The organism is Halopseudomonas pelagia CL-AP6 (genome assembly GCF_000410875.1).
Lineage (GTDB): Bacteria > Pseudomonadota > Gammaproteobacteria > Pseudomonadales > Pseudomonadaceae > Halopseudomonas > Halopseudomonas pelagia.
The window spans coordinates 1-875 of the sequence record NZ_AROI01000073.1; the positions used below are offsets into that span (position 1 = coordinate 1).

General features: G+C 61.8%; 1 protein-coding gene. It reads left to right on the forward strand.

From position 1 onward, the window contains the following. Window positions 1-26 precede the first annotated feature (26 nt). The gene (gene istB / locus K787_RS0121655; RefSeq protein ID WP_028615198.1) at window positions 27-782 is read left to right on the forward strand and encodes an IS21-like element helper ATPase IstB; all 756 of its coding nucleotides are present in this window, start codon (window positions 27-29) and stop codon (window positions 780-782) included. Window positions 783-875: the final 93 nt, after the last annotated feature.

The following is an 875-nucleotide window of genomic DNA, read 5'->3' on the forward strand; positions in this document are numbered from 1 at the left end:
TACTACCACTGATCCCGGAGAAACCTATGCTGACTCACAACACACTCAACACCCTGCGCCACCTCAAGCTAACGGGCATGTGCGACGCCCTGGAACAACAACGAGCACAACCGCAAACCCACGATCTGGCGTTCGAGGAGCGCCTGGCCCTGCTGGTGGACCGGGAAGTGCTGCACCGGGAGAACCGTCGGCTGGACCGGCTACTGAAGGCTGCCCGCTTGCGCGTACAGGCCTGCATCGAAGACATCGACTACCGCCACCCGCGAGGGTTGGAACGTTCCCGTATGGCAGGCCTGGCCAGCTGTGACTGGATCGGCCAATCCCTGAACCTGTGCATCACCGGTCCCACCGGCTGTGGCAAGACATGGCTGGCTTGCGCCTTGGGCAACCAAGCATGCCGGCAAGGGCTGTCGGTGCGCTACCTGCGGGTGCCACGGCTGTTCGAGCAAGTGCGGATCGCCCACGGTGATGGCAGCTACGCCCGCCTGATGACGCAGCTGTTGAAGACCGATCTGCTAATCCTGGATGACTGGGGCATGCAGAAGGTCAATGCCCAGCAACGACAGGATCTGATGGAGGTGATCGAGGACCGTCACGGACGCGGCTCAACGCTCATTGCCAGCCAGCTACCCACCGAGCACTGGCACGACTACATCGGCTCCGCCACGCTCGCCGACGCCATCCTGGACCGGCTCCTGCACGGCGCCCACCGACTCAATCTGAAGGGGGAATCACTGAGAAAGGCTAACGCTCAAAACGCGGTATCGATTGACCCATCGTGACCGCTCAGAGTACAAAACCCGTTCCAGCGTGAAGGCCGTGTGCAAATCGGTCACGATCCCCGGAATGACCGGTCACGTTCGCCGGAATACGCA